The 24,277-nt window shown below is 72.5% G+C and carries 21 protein-coding genes and 1 pseudogene; 15 read left to right on the forward strand and 7 right to left on the reverse strand.

Annotated elements, in window-relative coordinates; translation table 11 throughout:
• Nucleotides 1-81: 81 nt before the first annotated feature.
• Nucleotides 82-546, reverse strand: a pseudogene (locus ACWPXV_RS01055) (integrase core domain-containing protein); the annotation flags it as partial.
• A 954-nt stretch (nucleotides 547-1,500) separates the two neighbouring features.
• Here ACWPXV_RS01055 and ypfJ point away from each other — a divergent pair.
• The 4 genes from ypfJ (at nucleotide 1,501) to ACWPXV_RS01075 (ending at nucleotide 8,023) form a co-directional block, all read left to right on the forward strand.
• Entirely contained in the window at nucleotides 1,501-2,394 is an 894-nt protein-coding gene (gene ypfJ / locus ACWPXV_RS01060) for a KPN_02809 family neutral zinc metallopeptidase (protein ID WP_454083476.1), read from the forward strand.
• Between the two features lie 434 nt (nucleotides 2,395-2,828).
• Nucleotides 2,829-5,792 carry a hypothetical protein gene (locus tag ACWPXV_RS01065; protein ID WP_454083477.1) on the forward strand — a complete coding sequence of 988 codons (2,964 nt, stop codon included), beginning with the start codon at nucleotides 2,829-2,831 and terminating at the stop codon, nucleotides 5,790-5,792.
• 1 nt (nucleotide 5,793) lies between these two features.
• Nucleotides 5,794-6,237, forward strand: coding sequence for a hypothetical protein (locus tag ACWPXV_RS01070; protein WP_454083478.1), 444 nt, complete (start codon nucleotides 5,794-5,796; stop codon nucleotides 6,235-6,237).
• Between the two features lie 172 nt (nucleotides 6,238-6,409).
• Nucleotides 6,410-8,023: an ABC-F family ATP-binding cassette domain-containing protein gene (locus tag ACWPXV_RS01075; RefSeq protein ID WP_454083479.1), complete on the forward strand. Its 1,614-nt coding sequence runs from the start codon at nucleotides 6,410-6,412 to the stop codon at nucleotides 8,021-8,023.
• Between the two features lie 93 nt (nucleotides 8,024-8,116).
• Here ACWPXV_RS01075 and ACWPXV_RS01080 read toward each other — a convergent pair whose 3' ends face one another.
• From ACWPXV_RS01080 to ACWPXV_RS01090, 3 genes are read right to left on the reverse strand one after another with little or no spacing between them, the layout of a single operon-like run.
• Entirely contained in the window at nucleotides 8,117-8,950 is an 834-nt protein-coding gene (locus ACWPXV_RS01080) for an SURF1 family cytochrome oxidase biogenesis protein (RefSeq protein ID WP_454083480.1), read from the reverse strand.
• Nucleotides 8,947-9,168 (reverse strand): hypothetical protein, encoded by a 222-nt coding sequence (locus tag ACWPXV_RS01085; RefSeq protein WP_454083481.1) that lies wholly within the window; start codon nucleotides 9,166-9,168, stop codon nucleotides 8,947-8,949. The genes ACWPXV_RS01080 and ACWPXV_RS01085 overlap by 4 nt, the downstream gene beginning before the upstream one ends.
• On the reverse strand, nucleotides 9,165-9,500 hold the full coding sequence (locus tag ACWPXV_RS01090) for a DUF3099 domain-containing protein (protein WP_454083482.1): 336 nt from the start codon (nucleotides 9,498-9,500) through the stop codon (nucleotides 9,165-9,167). The genes ACWPXV_RS01085 and ACWPXV_RS01090 overlap by 4 nt, the downstream gene beginning before the upstream one ends.
• 87 nt (nucleotides 9,501-9,587) lie before the next feature.
• Between ACWPXV_RS01090 and fabG the strand changes: the two genes are divergently transcribed.
• The 5 genes from fabG (at nucleotide 9,588) to ACWPXV_RS01115 (ending at nucleotide 13,248) form a co-directional block, all read left to right on the forward strand.
• Nucleotides 9,588-10,304, forward strand: coding sequence for a 3-oxoacyl-ACP reductase FabG (gene fabG / locus ACWPXV_RS01095; RefSeq protein ID WP_454083483.1), 717 nt, complete (start codon nucleotides 9,588-9,590; stop codon nucleotides 10,302-10,304).
• Between the two features lie 26 nt (nucleotides 10,305-10,330).
• A complete protein-coding gene (gene fabI, locus ACWPXV_RS01100; RefSeq protein WP_454083484.1) occupies nucleotides 10,331-11,098 on the forward strand; it encodes an enoyl-ACP reductase FabI in 768 nt (255 codons plus the stop codon).
• Entirely contained in the window at nucleotides 11,099-11,605 is a 507-nt protein-coding gene (locus ACWPXV_RS01105; RefSeq protein ID WP_454083485.1) for a SixA phosphatase family protein, read from the forward strand.
• Between the two features lie 183 nt (nucleotides 11,606-11,788).
• A complete protein-coding gene (locus tag ACWPXV_RS01110; RefSeq protein ID WP_454083486.1) occupies nucleotides 11,789-12,538 on the forward strand; it encodes an ABC transporter ATP-binding protein in 750 nt (249 codons plus the stop codon).
• Nucleotides 12,535-13,248 (forward strand): ABC transporter permease, encoded by a 714-nt coding sequence (locus ACWPXV_RS01115; protein ID WP_454083487.1) that lies wholly within the window; start codon nucleotides 12,535-12,537, stop codon nucleotides 13,246-13,248. Before ACWPXV_RS01110 ends, ACWPXV_RS01115 begins: the two co-directional genes overlap by 4 nt.
• Before the next feature lie 18 nt (nucleotides 13,249-13,266).
• Here ACWPXV_RS01115 and serB read toward each other — a convergent pair whose 3' ends face one another.
• On the reverse strand, nucleotides 13,267-14,157 hold the full coding sequence (gene serB / locus ACWPXV_RS01120) for a phosphoserine phosphatase SerB (RefSeq protein ID WP_454083488.1): 891 nt from the start codon (nucleotides 14,155-14,157) through the stop codon (nucleotides 13,267-13,269).
• A gap of 138 nt (nucleotides 14,158-14,295) precedes the next feature.
• A complete protein-coding gene (gene glgC, locus ACWPXV_RS01125; protein WP_286010969.1) occupies nucleotides 14,296-15,552 on the reverse strand; it encodes a glucose-1-phosphate adenylyltransferase in 1,257 nt (418 codons plus the stop codon).
• 67 nt (nucleotides 15,553-15,619) lie between these two features.
• Here glgC and glgA point away from each other — a divergent pair, with 67 nt between their 5' ends.
• Complete coding sequence (glgA, locus tag ACWPXV_RS01130; protein WP_454083489.1) at nucleotides 15,620-16,831, forward strand: glycogen synthase; 1,212 nt, start codon at nucleotides 15,620-15,622, stop codon at nucleotides 16,829-16,831.
• A gap of 11 nt (nucleotides 16,832-16,842) precedes the next feature.
• Here glgA and ACWPXV_RS01135 read toward each other — a convergent pair whose 3' ends face one another.
• Nucleotides 16,843-17,664 carry a hypothetical protein gene (locus tag ACWPXV_RS01135; protein ID WP_251839382.1) on the reverse strand — a complete coding sequence of 274 codons (822 nt, stop codon included), beginning with the start codon at nucleotides 17,662-17,664 and terminating at the stop codon, nucleotides 16,843-16,845.
• A 49-nt stretch (nucleotides 17,665-17,713) separates the two neighbouring features.
• On the opposite strand from ACWPXV_RS01135, the gene ACWPXV_RS01140 reads away from it, so the two are divergent.
• The 5 genes from ACWPXV_RS01140 to ACWPXV_RS01160 all read left to right on the forward strand — a co-directional run bounded on the left by ACWPXV_RS01140 (nucleotide 17,714) and on the right by ACWPXV_RS01160 (nucleotide 24,258).
• Nucleotides 17,714-18,508: an ABC transporter ATP-binding protein gene (locus ACWPXV_RS01140; protein ID WP_454083490.1), complete on the forward strand. Its 795-nt coding sequence runs from the start codon at nucleotides 17,714-17,716 to the stop codon at nucleotides 18,506-18,508.
• Nucleotides 18,509-18,531: 23 nt separating this feature from the next.
• Nucleotides 18,532-18,987, forward strand: a complete 456-nt coding sequence (locus ACWPXV_RS01145; RefSeq protein WP_454083491.1) for an NfeD family protein — start codon at nucleotides 18,532-18,534, stop codon at nucleotides 18,985-18,987.
• Nucleotides 18,984-20,303 carry an SPFH domain-containing protein gene (locus ACWPXV_RS01150; protein WP_454083492.1) on the forward strand — a complete coding sequence of 440 codons (1,320 nt, stop codon included), beginning with the start codon at nucleotides 18,984-18,986 and terminating at the stop codon, nucleotides 20,301-20,303. The genes ACWPXV_RS01145 and ACWPXV_RS01150 overlap by 4 nt, the downstream gene beginning before the upstream one ends.
• A 299-nt stretch (nucleotides 20,304-20,602) precedes the next feature.
• The gene (locus ACWPXV_RS01155; RefSeq protein WP_454083493.1) at nucleotides 20,603-22,330 is read left to right on the forward strand and encodes an ABC transporter ATP-binding protein; all 1,728 of its coding nucleotides are present in this window, start codon (nucleotides 20,603-20,605) and stop codon (nucleotides 22,328-22,330) included.
• On the forward strand, nucleotides 22,327-24,258 hold the full coding sequence (locus tag ACWPXV_RS01160) for an ABC transporter ATP-binding protein (protein WP_454083494.1): 1,932 nt from the start codon (nucleotides 22,327-22,329) through the stop codon (nucleotides 24,256-24,258). Before ACWPXV_RS01155 ends, ACWPXV_RS01160 begins: the two co-directional genes overlap by 4 nt.
• Nucleotides 24,259-24,277 lie beyond the last annotated feature (19 nt).

Below are 24,277 nucleotides of genomic sequence, written 5' to 3' on the forward strand. Positions count from 1 at the left end.
GTGACGGTCCTTGCGAGAGTGCCGCGAGAAGTTCGCTCGAAAGGTCACGCGGTGACCGTTGTCTACTTCGCACCGACACCATCACTGAGATCCGTACTCCATTGCCGGACGTCCACTGCGGCGAGAGGCGTGTCGACGTGCCTGTGTGCCCCTAGCTGTATGCCCACTGAGGTTGGGTGCGCGGTCGGCGTGTGAGTCGCCTTTGAGTGCGGTGTGGCCGCGGTGGTGATTGTAGTGATGGAGGAAGGCGGGGAAGGTCGCGGCGCGTTCGGTCTCAGATGAGTAGGGGCGGGCGTAGGCCCACTCCTGAGCATGGTGCGGTTGAAGCGCTCGACCTTGGCGTTGGTCTGGGGCTGGCAGGGGCGGGTGTGCTTGTGGGGGACGTCCTGGCCGAGGGCCAGCGGTAGCAGGGCTCGTTGTCGGTCAGGACCCGGCGAACGGTGATCCCAGCGGCCCGCGAAGAACGCGTTCGCGCGGTCCCAGAACGCCGCGGCGGTCTTCCTTGCTCTCATCGCGCAGGAGCTCGCTGTAGGCCAGGCGGGAGTGGTCATCAACAGCATTGTCGATGTACCAGTAGCCCATGCCACGGCGGCGATCACGCTTGCCGGCCGCGCGGCCCAGGACCTTGTGGCCCCCGCCGTCGGGGATTAGGCCAAGCTTCTTGATATCGACGTGGACCAGGTCGCGAGGGTTCGCAGTGTTCGTCGTGGTGGTTGCAAGCTTCGTGGTCCGGGCCCATCGAAGCGAGCGGCGTCGGCCGCGTGAGCGGACTTCGGGGCTGCCGCACGGATAGGTGACATCTGATCTGTGGTGCCGAACAGTGCCACTGGGAGGATGTGCACCGTGCCGAAGCCGTACCCCAAGGAATTCCGCGACGACGTCGTTCGTGTCGCGAGGAACCGTGAGCCGGGCGTCCACCTGAAGTAGACCGCTGCCGACTTCGGCATCAGCGAGTCGTATTATCGGGCTCCCAGGCCGTCGAGCTCCTGGGCGATCTCATCCTCAGGTACGAGTCCACGACCCCCGCGGGGCCAGCGTTGATGACTCATCCGGGCGCTGACCCCTGACCCGCGCGCCGATCCTAGATGGACGGCCCGGGCTACGGAGAACTCAGGGCTCGGTAGAGTGGTCGATGGTGGGTGCGCTGCCCACCCGAGATCACGACGTGACCGTCAGGGTCTCGCCACCTCCGTCTCGGCGGGGGAGCGCACACGGCCCGATTCCCCCATGGTTCCCCCACAGCCTCCCGGCTAACGGCGAACCTGCAGGTGAGGGTGGGTTCGAAGAGTTCAACGTCTGAGCCCACCGCGCCCTTCCGCCGAGAGCCGGATTCCTCCACCGAGGAATCCGGCTCTCGGCGTCTGGCGGCGGGCGGGCGGCAGCCTCCACCGCTGACCTTCCCGGTTCTCCTCCGACCTCCCTCGTCCGAGCAGGTTCTGGTGAGGTGAACCGGGGAGCTCACCGCGCGCACGCTGAGGGCTCTCGTCGCAAGATCGAGTCATGACGTTCAACGAGGGAGTCCGGGCGGACTCGCGGCGGGTCCGCACGTCCGGCGGCGGTCGGCGCGGCATGGCGATCGGCGGCGGGATCGGTGGGGGCGGGCTGCTGATCGTCCTGGCGATCATGCTGCTCACGGGACAGAACCCCGCAGGGCTGCTCGACGGCGGAGGCAGCGACACGGCGGGCGGCGGGGGCGGCGTGGACCTCAGCCACTGCCAGACCGGCGCGGACGCCAACGAGCCCACCGAGTGCCGCATGGTCCTCACCGCGGACGCGCTCGACGTCTACTGGGAGGGCGCCATGGCGGAGGTGGGGGAGCAGTACGCCATGCCCGGCTTCGAGGTCTTCACCGGCTCGGTCGGGACCGGCTGCGGCTCGGCCACCGCCGCCGTCGGGCCGTTCTACTGCCCGGCCGACAGCTCGGTCTACCTCGACCTCGGCTTCTTCGACCAGCTCGAGACCCAGCTTGGTGCGCGCAACGCGCCGCTGGCGCAGATCTACATCGTCGCCCACGAGTGGGGCCACCACGCCCAGCACGCCCTGGGCATCATGGACCAGGCCGACCGCACCGACACCGGCCCCGCGGGTGATGCCGTGCGCACCGAGCTCCAGGCCGACTGCTTCGCTGGGATGTTCGTCGGACAGGCGGCCGGCACGGTGGACCCGGACTCCGGTGAGACCTTCCTCCAGCAGCCGACCCGCGACGAGGTGGCCTCGGCCCTCGAGGCCGCGGCCGCCGTCGGCGACGACCGCATCCAGGAGACGAGCGGCCGGGACGTCGAGCCCCACACGTGGACGCACGGCTCCGCCGAGCAGCGCACCCGCTGGTTCACCACCGGCTACGAGCAGGGAACGGTCCAGTCCTGCGACACCTTCGCCGTCGCCACGCCGTAGTGCCACCTGCGCGACACGGCTGCCGGGGCAGCACCCGTGTCCGATCGGGCAGAGGCGGCCCGTGACGCGTCGTGCGGAGGGAGCCCGGTGCCATGCTGACGGGAAACCGGCGGCGGGAGGCGCGGGTGGACCGGGAGACTGGCAGGACCGAGCCGATCGTGCCGGACCGGCAGCTGCACCCCAGCCGCGAGCAGCAGCCGGGGGGCTCGGCACGGGGGGATGCGCCCCACGCCGTGCGCGGACCTCGCTCCCCGTCCGCGGTGCTGGCACTGCAGCGCGGTGCGGGGAACCGCGCCGTGACGGTCGCTCTCACCGCGCAACACCAGAGCGCGGCGGCTGAGGTTCGGCCGGCAGCGTCGATCCCCACGGCAGCGCCCGGGACACCGGTGCCGGCGGCAGCGGACGGCACCGCCTCCGTCACTGCGGAGCCCGTGATGGAGGATGGACAGGACGCGGACGTGCCTGGAGGCGCGCTGCTCACGCCGGGGCGCGTGGGCGACCCGGCCCTCCGTCCCCTCCCCACCACCGGGACGCCTGCGGTGCAGCGGATCGGTGAGGGGCTGCTCAGCGGCCTGCGCGGACGGGTCTCAGTACTCACCGGCGGACTGCGCGCGGGCTGGGAGTCGGTACGCGGCCGGGCAGCCGGAGCACTGGCTCAGGTCCGTACCGCCGCCGGCGCGGCGGCTGGTCGCGTCCGTACGCTCGGTACGGGACTGGCCGGGCGCCTGCACCAGGCCTCGACGGCGGCGCGGGAGGTGGTCTCCGGAGCGACCGGCCGGTTCCAGATGATGGTCGGCGGTGCAGTGTCGGCGCTGAGCGATCCCGTCGGTGCACTGCGCCGCGCGGTCACGGCGCTGGACATCGGTGCGTTGACCGGTGTCGTCGGCCGGTTGATGTCGGTCGTCGACGGGCTCAGCGGTGGTGTGGCCGCCGCCGGCAGGGCGCTGAAGGAGACGGTCGCCGCGGCAGGGGCACGACTCGGCGGCCTCGCCTCCGCGGCCGGCGCCACGCTGTCCACGTTGGCCGGCTCCGCGGTCGCCGGGGTGCGGTCACTCACCGGGTCCCTCGCGACCGGGCTCGGTGCTGCGTGGACCGGACTGTCCGAGCGGGCCGGCGGGATCGACGGCCTCGCCTCCGGCGCCACCGGGGTGGCCGCGGGCATGGTCGAGCGCCTGCTCGGGGGCCCCCGGGCGCTGTGGACAGGCGCCCAGAACGGGTGGTCGGTCCTGGCCACCCGGCTCACGCCGGCCGCGGACACCGCGACCGCGCAGGTCACCGGCGCCGGGACGGCGAGCACCGCAGATCTCGCCGGCGTCACCGCGCAGGCCCGAACGGGCCACGAGCAGGCCGCGCAGCAGGCCACCGTGGGCGTCGACCACGTCACCGAGGGGGTGGCCGGCCTGGTCCGACGGATCCGCTCCATCCCCTGGGCGGCTGCCCTGCAGCGGGCAGGTGAGGCCGTCCCGGTGCTGCGCCAGGTCGAGGCCGTGGTGCGCGACCCGGAGGCTGCCGTCGCGCCGTACGCGCGCGGTGTCGCCGAGAAGGTGCACAGCGAGCTTCCCGGCGAGAGCCGCAAGGTGCTCACCGACCACATGAAGCAGCAGGGGGTAGGCGCTACGGCGTCCGCCGGCCCGGTGGTGCAGCGGCAGACGGGTGAGGACCGCTCGGTCGACCTCGGCTCCATCGGCGGCGGGCTGTGGCACGTGCTCGGCCAGAAGCTGTCCGGGCTGAGCGTCGGGTTCCTCTTCCAGGCGGCGATGCAGCTCGTCGTGGACCTGTTCTGGCCGATCCCAGCGGTCTGGGCTGAGATCACCGGCCTGGGTTCGGACCTCGTGGCGTTCGCGGGCCAGTTCCACCTCCCGCGCAACCCCCTCACCGATCCGCTCGGCTCCCTGCACGACATCTGGTCGAACATGATGACGGTGCTCGACCTGCCGATCGTCGTCGTGCGACGGCTGAGCACGATGGGTCTGGCGCTGATGGGCTGGGTGACGATCATCCTCACCTTCGCCGGAGGCGTCCTCGGCACGGGTGCCGGGACGCTCGTCGGTGGGGTGGCGTCCGCCCTGGCCAGCTTCGGGCTCGCCACCCCCGCCGGGGCGGTGGGTGGCGGTGTCGGTGGCGGGGCTGCGGGAGCTGGCGCCGGTTTCGGGACGGCAGTGGCCCTCGGTGAGGCCGTCCTCGTCGCGTTCGCCGCAGCCCATCTTGCCGACCTCGTGAAGTCACTGGCCGACCTCGTCAGCGTCCGGCAGACAGCGGCAGAGAAGGAGGACGACTACAACCAGGCCGCGGACAGCGGGATCGCGCTCGCTCTCCTCATCGTGCTGCTCCTCGCCGGGTGGGTCGGTGCCCGGTACGCCGCCCGGCTCGTCCCGAGGCTGGCGCGGGTGGTCCCGCCGCGGCTGGCCGCCGCCGCCGACGAGTTCGCGCGCGGCGCGTCCCGGCGCCGAGGGCCACCGGTGTCCGACGAGCACGACACCGGCCCTGTCCGAGACACCGAGGATGCGCCGCGGCGCGACGAGAGCCCAGCGCCGACGGACGACGTCGCCGTGCTCACCGGGTGGCGGCTGAAGCTGCAGCTGCTTCAGACCCGGGCGGCGGCGTTGCGGCAACGTTACGCCGCCTCCGGCGCGGCCGACGCGGCCCTGGACGCCGAGATCACCGGGCTGGAGAACAGGGTGGGAGCCCTGTCGGACCGACTCGGTACGGCCGGCCGCGCAGAGGACCTGCCCGGCTTCGGACGCGAGCTGCGGGCCGGGGAGTCGACCGCCTACGACCTGGAGCAGCGGGTAGCCCGCCTCGTTCCGGGACCTGCTGCCAGCCCGGTCCAGCAGCAGCTGTCCCAGCGGCTGGGGATGGATGCACTGACGGTCGCCGGGTACCTCGACGACGTGCAGTGCCAACGCATCCTCGACCTGATCACTGCCCGCGGGATCGGCCGTGACCGGCTGGCCGGCTTGCGCAACTTCGTGCAGGAGTACGCGGCACGCGGCCGCACCCCCGACAAGCTGATGGAACTGCTCGACACCGACTGGCCCGTGCTCCGACAGATGCTCGACGACAGGGCCCACGTACGCTGGGACCCGAACTGGCGGGGCCGCCCCCACATCGAGGACGGCAACGCGGTGGAAGGCTGGCGGCACATCGACGAGCGCCACGTCACCGGAAACGCTCCAGGAGGCCATGGTGATCTCTTCGCTCCCGGCACGACCCGGGCACAGATCCAGGCAGCAGCCGAGGAGGTCGTCGCGAACGGCACCAGGACGTCACCGGGAGGAGCACGTATGCAGATCTTCCAGCAGCGGATGACCGTGAACGGCCAGTCGGACAACATCCTGGTCCAGGTGGACGCGTCCGACGGGCGGGTCATCACGATCTTTCCGGTCCGAGGAGGCTGACATGCTCCGGATCGAGGCGGAGTTCCCCGTGGAGGCGGTGCCACCGTCCGACCTGTCCTTCGGTGACCTGCGGGTCAGCGGCGACCTTGGCCGATGGTCCACCGGGAGCCGGCTGCAGCTCGTCGTGACCCTCATCGCCATGGCGGAGCAGCTCCTGGCGTGGTGTCGCTCCGGGCCCGGAGCCGCGACTCTCACCAGCTCCGAGTACAAGCGCCTGCTCGAGCTACGGGACCGGTCCGACGGGAGCGTCGAGGTGTCCGGCCCTGCCGGCCCGCTGCACCTCGCGGAGAATCGACGAGAGGTCTTCCTCGCGTTCCACGGAGCCGTGATGGGCCTGCTGGACCGTTATCCGGACCTCCGCTGGGTGGTGGCCGAGGACGACTTCTGGGCTGCCATGGCATCCTTCCGGGTGCAGTGCCTGCCTGGACTGGCGCTGGAGGACTGAGCCGGGACGAGGTCGTCGACGAGCCGCGGCCGTGGCGGGCCGACGCAGGCTGGTGGTGCGACCGACGACACCGGGCGGCGCGGTTATCTGGGTGACAGCCGCCGTAGACTGGATGGCGCCGTGCGGCCCTCGCCGCCTGCACCCCACCCCCGAAAGTCTTTGAGGTCTGCCTGTGATCACCGCCCACGACGTCTCGATGCGCATCGGCGCACGCGAGCTGCTCCACGAGGCGACGTTCCGAGTCGACGCCGGGATGCGGATCGGGCTGGTCGGGCGCAACGGCGCCGGCAAGACGACCCTCACCAAGCTGCTGGCGGGGGAGGACGCGACCTCCGGCGTCGTCCAGCACACCGGCACGATCACCCGCACCGGCGAGATCGGTTACCTCCCGCAGGACCCGCGCACCGGCGACATGGACGTCCTCGCCCGGGACCGCGTCTTCTCCGCCCGCGGGATCGACGGCATCCTGCGCCGCATCCGCAAGGCGGAGGCTGACATGGGCACCAAGACCGGTGACGCGCAGGCCAAGGCGATGGAGCGCTACTCCCGCCTGGACGCCGAGTTCGACGCCCAGGGCGGCTGGGCCGCGGAGTCCGAGGCCGCGCGCTTCACCTCCAACCTCGGCCTGCCCACCCGGGTCCTCGACCAGCCGCTCCACACCCTGTCCGGCGGCCAGCGCCGCCGGGTCGAGCTCGCCCGCATCCTCTTCTCCGGCGCCGACACGCTCCTGCTCGACGAGCCGACCAACCACCTCGACCACGACTCCATCGTGTGGCTGCGCGAGTACCTCTCCACGTTCTCCGGCGGCCTCATCGTCATCTCCCACGACGTCGAGCTGCTGCGCGCGACCGTCAACACCGTCTTCCACCTCGACGCCAACCGCGGCGAGCTGGACGTCTACAACCTCGGCTGGGACGCCTACCTCAAGCAGCGTGAGCAGGACGAGCGACGCCGTCGCAAGGAGCGCCAGAACGCCGAGAAGAAGGCCTCGGTGCTCCTCGCCCAGGCCGACAAGATGCGCGCCAAGGCCACCAAGGCCGTCGCGGCCCAGAACATGATCCGCCGCGCCGAGCGGATGGTCGCCGGCCTGGAGGAGACGCGTCGCGCCGACAAGGTCGCCGCCCTGCGCTTCCCGGACCCCGCCCCCTGCGGCCGGGTCCCGCTCACCGCGGAGGGCCTGTCCAAGTCCTACGGCTCCCTCGAGGTCTTCACCGACGTCAACCTCGCCATCGACCGCGGCGCGAAGGTCGTCGTCCTCGGGCTCAACGGCGCCGGCAAGACGACGCTGCTGCGCATGCTCGGCGGCGTGGAGGAGCCGGACACCGGCGAGGTCATCCCGGGTCACGGGCTCAAGGTCGGCTACTACGCCCAGGAGCACGAGACCCTCGACGTCGAGCGGACCGTCGTGGAGAACCTGCGCTCCGCCGCGCCGGACCTCACCGACACCCAGGTGCGCTCGGTCCTCGGCTCCTTCCTCTTCTCAGGGGACGACGCCGAGAAGCCTGCCAAGGTCCTGTCCGGCGGGGAGAAGACGCGCCTCGCGCTGGCCGTGCTCGTCGTGTCCTCGGCCAACGTGCTGCTCCTCGACGAGCCGACGAACAACCTCGACCCTGCCTCCCGCGAGGAGATCCTCGGCGCGCTGCGGACCTTCACCGGCGCCGTCGTCCTCGTCACCCACGACGAGGGCGCCGTCGAGGCGCTCGAGCCGGACCGCGTCCTCCTCCTGCCCGACGGCGACGAGGACATGTGGAACGACTCCTACCGCGAGCTCGTCGCCCTGGCCTGAGGAACAACTCAGCGCTCGGCGGCGGGGCGGGTAACAACTCAGCGCTCGGCGGCGGGGGCGGGGAACAACTCAGCGCTCGGCGACGAGGGCGGGCTACCGGTCCTGGAGCTGGGCGTCGATGAGGGCGTCCTCCTCGTCGGCGTCCGTGCGGCGCCGCGGGGTCCGCGCGGGCCGGGCGGCGCGCTCCGGCACGCCCGCGAGCTCCTTCGCCTCCCGGCGCGCGAGGACGACGTAGCCGACGATCGCGCCGAGCGAGAAGACCCACCACTGGAAGGCGTAGGACAGGTGGGAGCCCGGGCTCGTGTCCGGGCGCGGGAAGGGCTCCAGGCCGGCGGCCGGCGCGCCGTTCTCGGTGGTGGCCATGAGATAGCCGTCGACCAGCTCACCGCCCGCGACGCCGGCCGCCTCGGCCACGGTGACCGGCTCGATCCGGTACACCTGGCCGGCCGGTGCCGTCCGCTCGTCGGTGCCCTCGGCCGCGCGCAGGCGCCCCTCGAGGGTCACCTCACCGGTGGGGTAGTCGGGCAGCTGCGGGTCGCCCTCCCCGAGCGGCACCCACCCGCGGTCGACGACGACGAGCCGGCCGCCGTCGTCGTCCTCCTCGTCCACCTCGAGGACGGCGAGGACGCGCGCGGCGGCGGTGCCGTCGACGGGACGGTTGCGCACGACCACCTGCTCACCGGTGTAGCTGCCCTCGACGACGACGCTGCGCCACACGAGGTCGGCCGGCACGGTGTCCGAGACGAGCTCCTCGACGGGCTGCGGGGCGCTGTCGTAGTTGCCGTTGACGAGCGCGTTGGCCGCCGACCGGTCCTCGTGCCGGCTCCACTGCCACGCACCGAGGAAGACGCAGGCCACCGCGATGACGAGGAACACGACGGCGAGGCCGAGCCACCGGCGGGAGAGCAGGAAGCGGTAGCGGCTCATAGGTCGGCGACCGGCACGACCTCACGCAGGAACGAGCGCGACCCGAGGAAGGTCTCCAGGTGCGTACGGTGCTCCTCGCAGGCGAGCCACGTCTTGCGGCGCTCCTCGGTGTGCAGCCGGGGGTTGTTCCACAGCAGGCCCCACGCGGCGGTCTGGCGGCAGCCCTTGGCGCTGCAGACCTGCTCGGCGGGCGCGGACTCGTCGGCCGGCGTGGTCACCTCAGGTAGCCACCTCTCAGGTCGATGGGCGGGTAGGTCGGGCGCTGCCCGGAGGGAGACGCCTCGATCTCGGGGAGCTGGAGCTCCATCAGCGTATCCGCTGGGGCGGGGCGCTCCTTGCCCGCGTTGGCCAGGACGACGGCGAAGTACGGCAGGAGGACCGCGCCGGCGACCATGACCCAGCGCAGCCAGCCGTCGGTGAAGAGGATCCCCACGAGGCACGCGGAGCGGATGGCCATCGAGATGACGTAGCGCACGGCTCGGTCGTGGACGTCCTCGCTCAGCGGTCGCCCCACCGAGGTGATCGCGTGAACACGCTGTCTCCTGCTCACTGAGCAAGGGTAGTTCCCGGACGCTTCCCGCGCGTGGCGGCTGCCGTCGGATACCGTTCCACCGGACGAACATCACAGGAGGAGAACGTGAACGACACCGACGCACGCAGCGTGCTCGTCACCGGCGCGAGCCGGGGGATCGGCCGCGCCGTCGCCGAGGCCTTCGTCGCGGCGGGGGACAGGGTGGCGACGATCCACCGCGGCGGGGAGCTGCCCGAGGGCGTCCTCGGCGTCCGCGGTGACATGCGCGACACCGCCGCCGTCGACGCCGCGATCGGCGAGATCGAAGCCGCCCACGGCCCCGTCGAGGTGCTCGTCGCCAACGCGGGCATGACCCGCGACCAGCTCCTCATGCGGATGAGCGACGAGGAGTTCGAGGAGGTCCTCGACGTCAACCTCACCGGCGTCTTCCGCTGCGTGCGCCGCGTGTCCAAGGGCATGATCCGCAAGCGCGGCGGCCGCATCATCCTCATGGGCTCCGTCGTCGGCATGTACGGCAACGCCGGGCAGGTCAACTACTCCGCCACCAAGTCCGGCCTCATCGGCATGGCCCGGTCGATCACGCGCGAGCTCGGCTCCCGCGGGATCACCGCCAACGTCATCGCCCCCGGCTTCATCGACACCGACATGACCCGCGCGCTGCCGGACGCGCAGCAGGACAAGCTGCGCACCGCGATCCCCGCCGGCCGCTTCGGGAACGTCTCCGACATCGTCGGCGCCGTCCAGTACCTCGCCTCGCCCGCCGCCGCCTACGTCTCCGGGGCCGTCATCCCCGTCGACGGCGGACTCGGCATGGGCCACTGACCTCACCTTCGCGACAGGAGACAGCAATGGGACTTCTCGACGGCAAGACCCTCCTGGTCACCGGCGTCCTCAAGGACAACTCGATCGCCTTCCACGTGGCGCGCCTCGCGCAGGAGGAGGGAGCCACGGTCATCCTCACCTCCTTCGGGCGCCAGCTGCGCCTCACGCAGGTCACCGCCCGGCGGCTGCCGGTCGAGGCGCCGGTCGTGGAGCTGGACGTGACGAACCCCGAGGACCTCACGGCCCTCGCCGACCGCGTGCGTGAGCACACCGACCACCTCGACGGCGTGGTCCACTCGATCGGCTTCGCGCCGCAGTCCGTCATGGGCGGCAACTTCCTCGCGGGGGAGTGGGCCGACGTCGCCACCGCGATGGAGGTGTCGGCCTTCTCGCTCAAGTCGCTCGCCGTGGCCACCCAGCCGCTGCTCACCACGGGCGCCGGGATCGTCGGGCTCACCTTCGACGCCTCCTTCGCCTGGCCGGTCTACGACTGGATGGGCGTGGCCAAGGCCGCCTTCGAGTCCACCGCGCGCTACCTGGCCCGCGACCTCGGCCCCGAGGGCATCCGCGTCAACCTCGTCTCCGCCGGCCCGATCCGCACGACGGCCGCCACCTCCATCCCGGGCTTCGAGCAGATGGAGAGCGTCTGGGCCGAGCGTGCGCCGCTCGGCTGGGACGTCAAGGACGCCGAGCCGGCCGCCCGCGCCGTCGTCGCCCTGTGCTCGGACTGGTTCCCGGCGACGACGGCGGAGATCGTCCACGTCGACGGCGGCGTCCACGCGATGGGCCAGTAGGTGACGCCTCGGACCCTCGTGCTGCTGCGTCACGCCCAGGCCGAGCCGGAGAACGGCCTGGGCGACGAGCAGCGGCCGCTGTCCGCGCACGGCCGGCGGCAGGGCGCCGCGCTCGGGCCGATCCTTGCCGCCCAGGTGGGCGGGCTCGACCGGGCGCTCGTGTCCAGCGCGCTGCGGACCACCGAGACGTACAAGATCGTCGCGTCCGGCTGGGACGGCGCTCCCGCGGCCGACGTCCGGGACGAGCTCTACGAGGCCGGGCCGCGTGACGTCCTCGCGGTCCTCGCCGAGCTGCCCGACGACGTCCGGCGCGTGCTCGTCGTCGGGCACGAGCCGACGATGTCCTCCCTCGCGCACCTGCTCGACGGGGAGCGCAGCACGCTGGCGGAGATGGTGTCCCTCGGGATGAGCACGGCCAACGCCGCGGTCCTCGAGGTGCCGGTGCCGTGGGCCGCGCTCGACCGCTCGACCGCCCGCCTCGTCACCATCGTCCGCCCCGAGCTCTGAGCGCCTGCTGCTGGGCTGATCCGATGTCGGGCTGACGGTCGCCTGATCGTCACTGTCCCGGCGTGTCGCGCGCGTGTCGCGCACTTCGGATCGAGCCGGCGACGCGGCTCGACGGCCGGTCCGCTCCTCCGGCTGCACGGGCGGTCCCTGTCCGTGCGCGGGCCGCCTCGCTACGGTGGGCCCATGGCCAGCGTGGCAGGCGCAGGTGAGGTGGACAAAGTGCGTCCGGCGGTCCGCACCGACGGCCTGCACGTACGGCGTGGGTCGACGACGGCGCTCGACGGCGTCGACCTGCGGGTGGCACCGGGGCGGGTGACCGGGCTGCTCGGTCCGTCCGGGTCGGGCAAGACCACCCTGCTGCGGGCGATCCTCGGGGTCCAGCTCGTCCACCGTGGGACGGTGCAGGTGCTCGGGGAGCCCGCCGGGAGCCGGGGGCTGCGCCGCCGGGTGGGGTACGTGTCCCAGTCGCCCAGCGTGTACGAGGACCTCACCGTCGCCGAGAACCTTCGGTACTTCGCCCGCATCCTCGGTGTCGGGCGTGACCGCGTCGAGGAGGTGCTCGACGACGTCGACCTCGCACGGCGCCGCGACCAGCTGGTCCGCACCCTGTCCGGCGGCGAGACGTCCCGGGTGTCGCTCGGTGCCGCGCTGCTCGGGCGTCCCGAGCTCCTCGTCCTGGACGAGCCGACCGTCGGGCTCGACCCGGTGCTGCGCGCGTCGCTGTGGACGATGTTCCGCCGCCTCGCCGGAGGGACCACGCTCCTCGTCTCCTCGCACGTCATGGACGAGGCCACCCGCTGCGACGAGCTCGTCCTGCTGCGCTCCGGCCGCGTCCTCGCCCAGGCCACCCCGCAGGCGCTCCTCGAGCGCACGGGACGTACGACGGCGGAGGGTGCCTTCCTCGCCCTCGTCACCGGGGAGGCCGGGCCGTGACGGCCACCGCCGTCCGGGTGCTGCAGCAGCTGCGGCACGACCCGCGGACCATCGCGATGATCGTCGTCGTCCCCGGCGTCCTCATCTCCCTGCTGTGGTGGGTCTACGACGGAGGGCCGGTCTTCCAGCGCATCGGGCCGGCGCTGCTCGCCCTGTTCCCCGTCATCATCATGTTCCTCATCACCTCGGTGACGACGCTGCGCGAGCGGCGCTCGGGCACCTTGGAGCGCCTGCTCACGCTGCCGACGGGCAAGCTGTCCCTCATCCTCGGCTACGCGCTGGCCTTCGGGCTCGTCGCCGTCGTCCAGGGGCTCGTCACCACCGGGCTGGCGCTCGGGCCGCTCGGCCTGGAGGTCGCCGGGCCGTGGTGGGGCCTCATCGGCCTCGCGGTGCTGGGCGCGGTGCTCGGCGTCGCGCTCGGCCTGTTCGTCTCGGCCTTCGCGCACACGGAGTTCCAAGCGGTGCAGTTCATGCCGGCGCTCATCCTGCCGCAGTTCCTCCTGTGCGGGCTGCTCGTGCCCCGCGGCGAGCTGCCGCGCGCGCTGGAGTACGTGTCGAACTTCCTGCCGCTGTCCTACGCCGTCGACGCGATGAACGAGATCTCCACCAGGCCGCGCCCCGACCTGTGGCTGGAGGTCGGGGTCCTCGTCGGGGTCATCGGCGGTGTCCTCGTGCTCGGCGCCGTCACGCTGCGGAGGCGCACGCCCTGAGGGCGCGGGCGGCCCGGCTCAGCCGCAGAGCAGGCCCAGCACCGCGTCCAGGCGCGGGAAGGTGACGGCGGCGCGGGCCTGCTCCTGGACCACCGGCTTGGCGCAGTAGGCCACGCCCAGCCCGGCGGCGCCGAGCATGTCGAGGTCGTTGGCGCCGTCGCCCACGGCCACCACCCGCTCGAGTGGGACGCCGTCCTCGGCAGCCCACGCTCGCAGGTGGCGCTCCTTGGCGGCGCGGTCGACGACCGGCCCGGTCGTGCGGCCGGTGAGCCGCCCGTCCTCCACCCCGAGCCGGTTGGCGGTGAGGTGGTCGATGCCCAGCTCCTCGGCGATGGGCCCCACCACCTCGAGGAAGCCGCCCGACACGAGGGCGACCTTCCCGCCGCGCTCGTGCACCGCGGCGACGAGCTCGCGGGCACCGGCGGACAGCTCGACGGCGTCGCGCACCGCGTCCACCACGCCGGTGTCCAGCCCGGCCAGGGTCGCGACCCGCTCGCGCAGGCTGGCGGCGAAGTCGAGCTCCCCGCGCATCGCACGCTCGGTCACCTCGGCCACCTGCTCGCGGGTGCCGGCGTGCTCGGCGAGCAGCTCGATGACCTCCGCGGTGATGAGGGTGGAGTCGACGTCCATGACGAGCAGGCCCACGCCGTCGGCGGCGAGCGGACCGGCGGTCACCGCGACGTCCACCCCCAGCGCCGTCGCCGGGCCGCGGAGCTCGGCCGTGAGGGCGACGTGGACGTCCGCCGCCGCGCCGGGACGCGCCACGCCCGCCACGGACACCCCGGACCAGCCCGGCCGGGACGAGTCGGAGGTGGCGACGTCGTCGGCGACGGCGGAGAGCAGCTCGCGCGCGTGCTCGACGAGCGCGGGCGGGACCGGGCGGGCGGAGACGAGGCCGATGCGGATCACCGGGCCCGGTTACGGGGGCCCGGCGACGGGTCGCCCCTTCCGCTCATCCGCGGGCGCCGGGACGGGGGCGGAGTCATACGGTCGGCGTCCGATGATCGGAAAGGGCGACGCAAGCGGCCGAGGATGGGCGGCGCGGGGTCAGCGGCGGACCGTGGCGCCCTTCGGGACCACCGTGATGCCGGACTCGGTGACGACGAAGCCGCGCTCCATGTCGTGCTCGAGGTCCACGCCCACGTGCGCGCCGTCGGCGATGCGGACGTTCTTGTCGATGATCGCCCGCTCGACGACGGCGTTGCGGCCGATGTCGACGTTGTCGAAGATCACCGAGTCCCGGACCGAGGACCACGAGTTGATCTTCGTGTTCGGGGAGATGACCGAGCCCACGACCTCACCGCCGGAGACGATGACGCCGGGGGACACGAGCGAGTCGAGCGCGTGCCCCAGCCGCTCCCGGTGCCCGTAGACGAACTTCGCCGGCGGCATGCTCGGCATGCCGGTGAACAGCGGCCACTCCTGGTTGTAGAGGTTGAAGACCGGGGAGACCGAGATGAGGTCCTGGTGGGAGTCGTAGTAGGCGTCGATCGTGCCGACGTCGCGCCAGTAGCCGCGGTCGCGGTCCGAGGCGCCGGGCACCTCGTTGTCCTTGAAGTCGTAGACGCCGGCCTGGCCGCGGTCGACGAACCACGGCACGAGGCTGCCGCCCATGTCGTGCTTGGAGTCCGGGTCCTCGGCGTCCACCCGCAGCGCCTCGATGAGCGCGTCGGTCGACAGGACGTAGTTGCCCATGGAGGCGAGCACCTCGTCGGGGGCGTCGGGCAGGCCCTGCGCCTTCGCCGGCTTCTCGAGGAACGCGCGGATGCGCTTGGGGTCGGCGGGGTCCACGTCGATGACGCCGAGCTGGTCGGCCAGCGAGATCGGCTGCCGGATCCCCGCGACGGTCATCGCGGCACCGGAGTCGATGTGCTGGTCGACCATCTGGGAGAAGTCCATGCGGTAGATGTTGTCCGCGCCGACGATGACGACGATGTCGGGCTGCTCGTCGTCGATGAGGTTGAGCGACTGGTAGATGGCGTCCGCGCTGCCGAGGAACCAGTGCTTGCCGATCCGCTGCTGTGCGGGGACGGGCGCGACGTAGTTGCCCAGGTGCGTCGACAGGCGCCACGTCTTGGCGATGTGGCGGTCCAGGCTGTGGGACTTGTACTGCGTGAGGACGACGACGCGCAGGTAGCCGGAGTTGACGATGTTCGACAGGGCGAAGTCGATGAGCCGGTAGATCCCACCGAAGGGGACGGCCGGCTTGGCGCGCTCCTCGGTGAGCGGCATGAGCCGTTTTCCCTCGCCGCCGGCGAGCACGATGGCGAGGACTCTGGGTTGATGGGTGCGCCGAGGTGACATGTGGCTGACTCTAGGGCTGCTTAGATGGTCCTGCAGGCTAATCGTCGGTCCCGGAGGAGGGTCCAGCATGCGCGTCGACATGCTTACCAGGGAGTACCCGCCCCACGTGTACGGCGGTGCGGGCGTCCACGTCGCCGAGCTGGCCCGGGTGCTGCGCAGCCGCGCGGACGTCCGGGTCCACTGCTTCGACGGCCCCCGGGAGGGGGAGGGGGGCGTGCGCGGCTACTCCGCCGTCGCGGAGCTCGCGGGCACGAACGCCGCCCTGCAGACCTTCGGCGTCGACCTCGCGATGGCCGACGCCGTCCGCGGCACCGACATCGTCCACTCCCACACCTGGTACGCGAACCTCGCGGGCCACCTCGGCGGGCTGCTCCACGACGTCCCCCACGTGCTGTCCGCGCACTCCCTGGAGCCGCTGCGGCCGTGGAAGGCCGAGCAGCTCGGTGGCGGGTACGCGCTGTCCTCCTGGGCCGAGCGCACCGCCTACGAGGGCGCCGCGGGCGTCGTCGCGGTGAGCGGCGGCATGCGCGAGGACATCCTGCGCAGCTACCCCACCGTCGACCCGGACAAGGTCACCGTCATCCACAACGGCATCGACCTCGCCGGCTGGCAGCGACCCACCGGGGCGGAGTCCGAGCGCGCCGAGCAGGTGGCCCGCTCGCACGGCATCGACCCGACGCGCCCCGCCGTCGTCTTCGTCGGGCGCATCACGCGGCAGAAGGGCCTGCCGCACCTGCTGCGCGCGGCCCGGGCGCTGCCCGAGGACGTCCAGCTCGTCCTGTGCGCCGGCGCCCCGGACACCCCGGCGCTCATGGCCGAGGTCCAGGCCGGCGTCGAGGAGCTCAAGGCCACCCGCGGGGGCGTGGTGTGGATCGAGCAGATGCTCTCGCGTGCCGACCTCATCGCCGTGCTCACGGCCTGCACCGTCTTCGTGTGCCCCTCGGTCTATGAGCCGCTCGGCATCGTCAACCTCGAGGCGATGGCCGTGGGCCTGCCCGTCGTCGGCTCGGCCACCGGCGGGATCCCCGAGGTCGTCGACGACGGCGTCACCGGCACCCTCGTCCCAATCGACCAGGTCACCGACGGGACCGGCACGCCGGTGGACCCCGCGCGCTTCGAGGCCGACCTCGCCGCCGCGCTCACCGCCGTCGTCACCGACGAGACCCGTGCCGCCGAGATGGGCGCCGCCGGGCGTCGCCGCGCCGAGGAGCACTTCTCCTGGGAGTCGATCGCCGACCGCACGATGGCGTTCTACGAGCAGGTCCTCGCCGGCTCCTGACGGGGCCGGCCTCAGCGGGCGCGGGCGACACCGCCGGAGACGTGGCTGACGCTCGCGGCGGCCAGCGCCCGGCGGGCGGTGTGCTCGAGCTCGCGCAGCACCTCCGCGCGCGCCGCACCCTGCCGGGCCACGACCGCACCGCCGTCGTCCTCGAGCGCGAGCTGGACGACGGCGAGCAGCCGCGCCGCGCGCGTGAGCACCTCCACCCGCACGGGCTCCAGGCCCGGGGGCAGGAGGTCGCTGGAGACGTCCTCACGCAGGAGGTGCGCCGCCTCGCGGGCGACGTCCGGCCGCCAGCCGGCGAGGTCGAGCTGCTCGAGCGCGTCCCCGGCCGTCACGAGCGCCCGGACGATCTCCTGGCGGGCCTGCCGCAGCGAGCCGGTCAGCCCGAGCAGCGTGGGGACGGGACGCTCGGCGAAGGGGAAGGGGTGGAGCACCCAGCGCACGAGGGTGCCGGGCTCGAGCTCGCTGCCGAAGGACTCGACCTGCGGCACGACGGCCCACGAGCCGCCCTCGGAGCGGATGAGGAGGCACTGGCCGGCGTCGACGGCGTCGAGGAGCGCCACCCCCGGCAGCCCGGCGACGTGCCCGGGCGCGGGGAGCACGGCGCCGACGTCCGTCAGCTCCTCGCCCACGAGACGTCCGGTCATCTGACGCAGCGAGCGGACCTCGCCGTCGGGACGGAGGACGACGTGCGTCTCGTCCCCGGCGACGGCACGCAGGGCGGCATCGACGACGTCGCTCCCCTCGCCGCTCCCGGACGGACCGGCGGCGACGACGGACGGGAGCCACAGCGCCCCGAGCACGGCATGAGGGAGAACGAGTTCGGGCACGCCCCCACCGTAGACGGCTCGCGGGCCTGGTGACGGATAAGGTCGGTCCATGAGCGATGTGCTGGAGCTTGCCGACGTGACCCTGCGACGCGGGTCGAAGACGATCCTCGACGGCGTGGGCTGGTCGGTGAACGACGGCGAGCGCTGGGTGGTGCTCGGCCCCAACGGCGCCGGCAAGACGACCGTGCTCCAGATGGCCGCCGGTCGCCTCTTCCCCAGCGAGGGCACCGTGCGTGTCCTCGGGGAGCGGCTCGGCGCGGTCGACACCTCCGAGCTGCGCACCCGGATCGGGCTGGCCTCGGCCGCCCTCGCCGACCGCATCCCCGGTGGCGAGCGCGTCCTCGACGTCGTGCTCACCGCCTCCTACGGCGTCACCGGCCGCTGGCGCGAGTCCTACGACGACTACGACACCGGCCGCGCCCGGGACCTGCTCGCCGCCTTCGGGGTCGAGCAGCTCACCGACCGGAACTTCGGCACCCTCAGCGAGGGGGAGCGCAAGCGCGTCCAGATCGCCCGCGCGCTCATGACCGACCCCGAGCTGCTCCTCCTCGACGAGCCGGCCGCGGGCCTGGACCTCGGCGGCCGTGAGGAGCTCATGGCCGCCCTCGCCGAGATCGCCGGCGACCACCGCTCGCCCGTCATCGTCCTCGTCACCCACCACGTCGAGGAGATTCCCGAGGGCTTCACCCACGGGCTGCTCCTGCGCGAGGGGCGCGTCGAGGCGGCCGGCCCGCTGGAGGAGGTCCTGACCCCCCAGCACCTGTCGCGCGCCTTCGGCCTCGACCTCGAGGTCGAGCGGCACCGCGGGCGCTGGAGCGCCCGCGCGGCCGGACGCGGTCGCTAGGATCGGGCGGAGGAGGGACGACGATGGCGTGGTTGTGGTGGTTGGGCGGAGCACTCGTCCTCGGTGTGGTCGAGATGCTCACCGTCGACCTCATCTTCCTCATGTTCGCCGGCGGTGCGCTGGCGGCCGGTGGTGTCGCGATGCTCGGGGCGCCGCTGTGGGCCCAGATCCTCACCTTCGCCGTCGTCTCCGTGGTGTTCCTGGTCGTCGTGCGCCCGTGGGCGCTGGGCTACCTCAAGCGCTCCACCCCTGACACGCTGACCAACGTCGCGGCGCACGTGGGCCGCAGCGCCGAGGTCCTCGTCGACGTCACCGACCGGGCCGGGCGCGTCAAGCTCGCCGGAGAGGTGTGGACCGCCCGCGCCGCCGAGCCCGGCAGCCTGCTGCCCACCGGGACCACCGTCCAGGTGGTCCGGATCGACGGGGCGACCGCCGTCGTCGCGCCCCTGCCCGTCACCTACCCCGAAGGAGCCATGTGAACGACAACACCGGGGGCCTCGTGCTCACCGTCGTGCTCGTCCTGCTCGCCCTCTTCGTCATCATCGCGATCTGGCGGGCGGTGCGGATCGTGCCGCAGGCCGTGGCGCTCATCGTCGAGCGGCTGGGCAAGTTCAACACCGTGATGTACGCGGGCCTGCACTTCCTCATCCCCTTCGTCGACCGCGTCCGCGCCGGCGTCGACCTGCGCGAGCAGGTGGTCTCCTTCCCGCCGCAGCCGGTCATCACGTCCGACAACCTCGTCGTGTCGATCGACACCGTCATCTACTTCCAGGTCACCGACCCCAAGGCCGCGACCTACGAGATCGCCAACTACATCACCGGTATCGAGCAGCTGACGGTGACGACGCTGCGCAACGTCATCGGCTCGATGGACCTTGAGCAGACGCTCACCAGCCGCGACCAGATCAACGGCCAGCTGCGCGGGGTGCTCGACGAGGCGACCGGCCGCTGGGGCATCCGCGTCAACCGGGTCGAGCTCAAGTCGATCGACCCGCCGCAGAGCATCCAGGGCGCGATGGAGCAGCAGATGCGCGCCGAGCGGGACCGCCGCGCCGCCATCCTCACCGCCGAGGGCGTCAAGCAGTCCCAGATCCTCACCGCCGAGGGCGAGAAGCAGTCCTCGATCCTGCGGGCCGAGGGCCAGGCGCAGTCCGCGATCCTCCGGGCGCAGGGTGAGTCGCGCGCGATCCTCCAGGTCTTCGACGCCATCCACCGCGGCAAGCCCGACTCCAAGCTCCTCGCCTACCAGTACCTGCAGATGCTGCCGGAGCTGGCGAACAAGGAGTCGAGCAAGTTCTTCGTCATCCCCACCGAGTTCACCGCGGCGCTGGGCGCCATCTCCAAGGGCTTCGGTGGCGGTGGGCCGGTGGGCGGTCCCGACGACGACGACTCCGGCCCGACCCCCGAGGTCGACTTCGGGCCCCACGGCAGCTCCATGGCGGCCGGCCTGGCCGCCGCGAGCCTCCAGGACCCGGACGAGGCGCTGGCCCAGGCCCGCAGCGAGGCGCAGCAGGCCACCTCGGAGGCGAACGCCGCCGGGGAGCGCTCCGGCCGGCCCTTCTCCGACTCCGCCGAGCGCGGCCAGCGGCCGGCGGAGGACGAGCCGCGAGGCGGCGGCCGCCGCGCCGCCGACCAGACGCGCTTCGCCCCGCCAGCGGGCGCGCCCACGCCCCCGCCGCCAGCGCCGGGCTCGCACCGCCAGCCGCCGCCGCCGAGCGCGAACCAGCCCGGCCCCACGGCCGGCCCGCCCACCACGGCGCAGCCGGAGCAGGACCCCGACTGGCCCCAGCAGTAGCCAGCGACGACGGCGGCGCACCACCCCTCGCGGGCGGTGCGCCGTCGTCGTCGTGCCAGCCCTCCCTCCGGCCCGCCCACCCGCACGCGCCCACCCCCTGCGCTTGGGTCGCACTTCTCCGTCATGGGGCGCCCTTTCCGGCGGTCACGCAGGAGGTGAAAGTACGACCCAAGACGGGCCGGCCGAGCCGCGCCGCGTCGCCGTCCGGGCCTGCCCTGAGCGAAATCGGTCGGGGGATGTCATAGGCGCGTCTTACCCTTCTCGGAGCCGACCCACCGGCGGCGAAGTGAAAGGCTGACATGCTCCTCACCCTGCTGCGGCGCCACCTGCGCCCGTACCGCCGCGACGTCACGGTGGTCGTGCTGCTCCAGTTCGTCCAGACGCTTGCCGCGCTGTCGCTGCCCAGCCTCAACGCCGACATCATCGACAACGGCGTCGTCGTGGGGGACACCGGCTACATCATGCGGGTGGGCGCCCTCATGCTCCTCATCAGCGCCGTCCAGGTCGCCTGCGCGATCAGCGCGGTCTACCTCGGTGCGCGCGCCGCGACGAGCGTGGGCCGCGACCTGCGCCGCGCCGTCTTCACCCGGGTGCAGCGCTTCTCGGTGGCCGAGGCCGGTCGCTTCGGCGCCCCCTCGCTCATCACCCGCTCGACGAACGACGTCCAGCAGGTCCAGATGGTCACGCTCATGACCTTCACCGTCATCGTCATGGCGCCGATCATGATGGTCGGCGGCGTGGTGATGGCGCTGCGCCAGGACGTCGGGCTCTCGGCGCTGCTGCTCGTCGTCGTCCCGGTGCTGCTCGGGCTCATCGTCGTCATCGCGCTGCGCATGGGCCCGCTGTTCAAGCTCATCCAGGGCCGCATCGACCGGATCAACCTCGTCATGCGCGAGCAGATCTCCGGCGTGCGGGTCATCCGTGCCTTCAACCGCCAGCCCAGCGAGCGGCAGCGCTTCGCACGCGCGAACAGCGAGCTCATGGGCACGAGCCTGACGGTCGGCTACCTCATGGCGCTGATGTTCCCCGCCGTGCAGGTGGTCATCAACGCCTCGTCGGTGGCGGTCGTGTGGTTCGGCGCCGGGCGCATCGACTCCGGGGCCATGGAGGTCGGCTCGCTCGTCGCCTTCCTCAACTACCTCATGCAGATCCTCATGTCGGTCCTCATGGCCTCGATGATGTTCATGATGGTCCCGCGCGCCGCGGTGTCTGCGGACCGCATCGAGGCGGTCCTCGGCACCGAGCCCGCGATCGTCGCCCCGTCGCGGCCGCGCCGGCTGCCCGCCGGGCGCGCCGTCATCGAGCTCGACGGCGTGAGCTTCGGCTACGCGGGCGCCGCCGCCCCCGTGCTCCACGACGTCTCCCTGCGCCTGGAACCGGGACGCACGACGGCGGTCGTCGGCTCCACCGGCTCGGGCAAGTCCACGCTCGTCAACCTGCTGCCGCGGCTCGTCGACGCCACCGGCGGCGTCGTGCGCGCCGGGGGAGTGGACGTGCGCGAGCTCGACCCCGCCGAGCTGCGGGCGCGCGTCTCCGTCGTGCCGCAGCGGGCCTACCTCTTCTCCGGCACCATCGCCTCCACGCTCCGCTTCGCGCGGCCCGAGGCCACCGACGAGGAGCTGTGGGCGGCCCTCGAGGCGGCCCAGGCCAGTGAGTTCGTCACCGGGCTGGGCCTGGACGCCCGGGTGGAGCAGGGCGGGTCGAACTTCTCTGGTGGGCAGCGCCAGCGCCTGGCGATCGCCCGAGCGCTCCTCAAGCCGGCGGACCTCTACGTCTTCGACGACTCCTTCTCGGCGCTCGACTACGCCACCGACGCCCGCCTGCGGGCCGGGCTGCCGGCGGCCACCGCGGGCGCCGCCGTCCTCATCGTCGCCCAACGGGTGGCGACCATCCGCGACGCCGACGAGATCGTCGTCCTCGACGACGGCCGGGTGGTGGGCCGCGGCACCCACGCCGGCCTCATGGAGGACAACCCCACCTACCAGGAGATCGTGCTGTCCCAGCTGAGCGCGCAGGAGGCGGCATGAGCCACCACCGTCCGGGTCCCGGCGCCGGGGTGCCCCCCGGCGAGAAGTCGGCCAACTTCGGCGCCTCGCTGAGGCGGCTGCTGCGCGCGATGGCGCCGGAGCGGGTGCGGCTGGTCGTCGTGCTCGTCCTCGCTGTCGTCGCGGTCGGGCTGCAGGTGCTCGGCCCCACCCTGCTCGGGCGGGCCACCGACATCGTGTTCAACGGTGTCGTCGGCCGGATGCTCCCGGCGGGCTCCACCCTCGACCAGGCCGTGGCGGCCCTGCGTGCCTCCGGGCAGGACCAGGTCGCCCAGATGGTCGGCGGCATGGAGAACGTCGTGCCCGGGCAGGGCATCGACTTCGACGCGCTCGGCCGCATGGCGCTGCTCGTCCTCGCCGTCTACGTCGGCTCGGCGGTGTTCCTCTGGATCCAGGGGCGGATGCTCGCGGGGATCGTCCAGCGCACCGCCTTTCAGCTGCGCCGCGACGTCCAGGCCAAGATCGACCGCCTGCCCCTGCGTGAGCTCGACTCGCGGGCGCGCGGTGACGTCCTGTCCCGCGTCACCAACGACATCGACAACGTCTCCCAGACCCTCCAGCAGACCCTCTCCCAGGTCGTCACCTCGCTCGTCACGGTCGTCGGGGTGCTCGTCATGATGTTCGTCCTGTCCTGGCAGCTCGCCCTCATCGCCCTCGTCACCGTGCCGGTGTCGGCGTGGGCGACGGCGACGATCGCCAAGCGCGCCCAGCCGCACTTCGTCGCGCAGTGGAAGTCCACCGGGGACCTCGGCGGCAAGGTGGAGGAGGCCTTCACCGGCCACGAGCTCGTCACCGCCTTCAACGCCCAGGACGGCGTGCGGGAGGGCTTCGACGAGGACAACGAGCGGCTCTTCCGCGCGAGCTTCCGCTCCCAGTTCATCTCCGGGATGATCATGCCGGTCATGGGGTTCGTCGGGAACCTCAACTACGTGCTCGTGGCCGTCGTCGGTGGCCTGCGGGTCGCCTCGGGCGACCTCAGCCTCGGCTCGGTGCAGGCCTTCATCCAGTACTCGCGGCAGTTCACCCAGCCGCTGGCCCAGCTCGCCTCGATGGCCAACCTCGTCCAGTCCGGGGTGGCCTCCGCGGAGCGGATCTTCGACATCATGGACGCCGCCGAGCAGTCGCCCGACCCCGAGCCGGGCAAGCGGCCCGCGCAGGTGCGCGGCGCGGTGCGTCTGCAGGACGTCGCCTTCAGCTACGACCCCGAGCGCCCGCTCATCACCCACCTCGACCTCGACGTGCAGCCCGGGCAGACGGTCGCCGTCGTCGGGCCCACCGGGGCGGGCAAGACCACCCTGGTCAACCTCCTCATGCGCTTCTACGAGATCGACTCCGGGCGCATCCTCATCGACGGCGTCGACACCCGCGAGATGACCCGCCACGACCTGCGCGAGCCGATCGGCATGGTCCTCCAGGACACGTGGCTCTTCGAGGGCACGATCGCGGAGAACATCGCCTTCGGCCGCGACGGCGCCACCGAGGAGGACGTGCACCGGGCCGCCGAGGCGGCGAGCGTCGACCGCTTCGTCCAGAGCCTGCCGGACGGCTACGACACCGTCATCGACGAGGAGGGCGGCGGCGTCTCCGCCGGCGAGAAGCAGCTCATCACCATCGCGCGCGCCTTCCTCGCCGAGCCGCAGCTCCTCATCCTCGACGAGGCGACGAGCTCTGTCGACACCCGCACGGAGATGCTCGTCCAGCAGGCGATGAGCCGGCTGCGAAGCGGGCGCACGTCCTTTGTCATCGCCCACCGGCTGAGCACGATCCGCGACGCCGACGTCATCCTCGTCATGGAGCACGGCGACATCGTCGAGCAGGGCACCCACGAGGAGCTCCTCGACGCCGACGGCGCCTACGCCCGCCTCTACCGCAGCCAGTTCGCCGCCCCGGCACTTGCGGCGGAGGAGTAGCGGGACAGGACCCCGCCCA

The sequence above is a fragment of the Georgenia sp. Marseille-Q6866 genome (genome assembly GCF_965111665.1).